The sequence below is a fragment of the Ruegeria sp. BC3 genome, from assembly GCF_056539265.1.
The window spans coordinates 1-1179 of the sequence record NZ_JBQFUP010000026.1 but is presented as its reverse complement, the minus strand read 5'-3'; the positions used below and the strand labels follow the sequence as shown (position 1 = coordinate 1179).

At 49.3% G+C, this 1179-nt stretch carries 2 protein-coding genes; both read left to right on the top strand.

The genetic code is table 11. The features are described 5' to 3' along the window. Positions 1-48 precede the first annotated feature (48 nt). Positions 49-303 (top strand): restriction endonuclease subunit S, encoded by a 255-nt coding sequence (locus ACR0MV_RS21640; RefSeq protein WP_480703719.1) that lies wholly within the window; start codon positions 49-51, stop codon positions 301-303. A gap of 112 nt (positions 304-415) precedes the next feature. Continuing rightward, the gene (locus ACR0MV_RS21635; protein WP_480703718.1) at positions 416-1132 is read left to right on the top strand and encodes a hypothetical protein; all 717 of its coding nucleotides are present in this window, start codon (positions 416-418) and stop codon (positions 1130-1132) included. Positions 1133-1179: the final 47 nt, after the last annotated feature.

The window sequence follows — 1179 nt, the reverse complement described above, 5'->3', positions numbered from 1 at the left end:
AATCCGCCGCATAATCAAACCAACCAGATGAGCCACATCCTCTCTTAGATCAGAGCGCCATCTGTCCCAAAATCCCTGACGACGGACAGTCTTCCTAAAAACCGAATGGACAAGATTGTAGTCGCTTTGCCACCCCTCGCCGAACAAAAGCGCATCGTCGCCAAGGTCGATGAACTGATGGCCATCTGCGATCAGCTAGAGGCCAGCCTCAGCACCGCTGAGACGACCCGTGCCAGATTGCTTGAGGCAACCCTCCGCGAAGCTCTTGAGCCCGCTCAGGACAAGTTGGAGGCCGCTGAATGATGGCAATCAAGCGACCTGTTTGGGCTGGTCCAAGCAAGCTGGAGCAGCGGTCCCTTTACTACATTCAAAGACGCCAAACGCTTATCGATCAGTGACATCAAATGCGAACTAAATGAACCTTCCAGAACAACTATTCAGATATCGCTCAGGATCGACCGATTTTCTCGCCTTGGAGTTGCAAGCCGCTCTTCGAAACGAAGTGTGGTGCAACCGGATGGACGAATTAAACGACCCATTCGAAGCCCAGCCGGTGCAGGTGACGCAAACGCGAAAGGAAGTCGCTGATTGGATAAAAGAATTCAGGGATGAGTTCGGATATGTCAGCACTACGGGGCAAAGTTATTATGAACTCGCAAACAAGTTGGGTATCTCAAAATCAAAAGTCCGAAAGATCTTTGGCAACCCGCTTTCCGCTGCAAGCCATGAAATCAATAGCTTTGGCGATATGTGCCAAAAGATCCGGGAATTGGGTACCTCTTGTTCCTTCTCAGAAATAGAAACTTCTGCATCAATGTGGGCGCTATATGGCGGCAATCACAAGGGCTACAGTCAAATTTGGGTAAAGCGACCTGAGGGTCAACAAGCTCACAAACGCACGCCGAAGGGTTTGGGCTATGTTGTAAAGGTTAACTATAGCCTTGAGAGGCCGAGAATACTGGTTACCGAACTATCCAACATGATCGCATACGTTTCATTTAATTCGGAAAAAGGGCCGCTTGATCGTAATGAATTCGAACAGTCCTCTCTCAAATTCGGAGCAATGAAATCTGACGAATGGAGCCGCGAGTGTCTGACGTCAGAGCCAATGGGACAGTTTAGGTTTATTTGATAAGAGAGGGTTTCTGGCTCATCGTAACCGCCAAGGAGTGGAGATGA

Excerpts from the sequence above, each read along its gene's own strand:
- ACR0MV_RS21635 (WP_480703718.1), top strand. The coding sequence starts at position 416 with ATGAACCTTCCAGAACAACTATTCAGATATCGCTCAGGATCGACCGAT.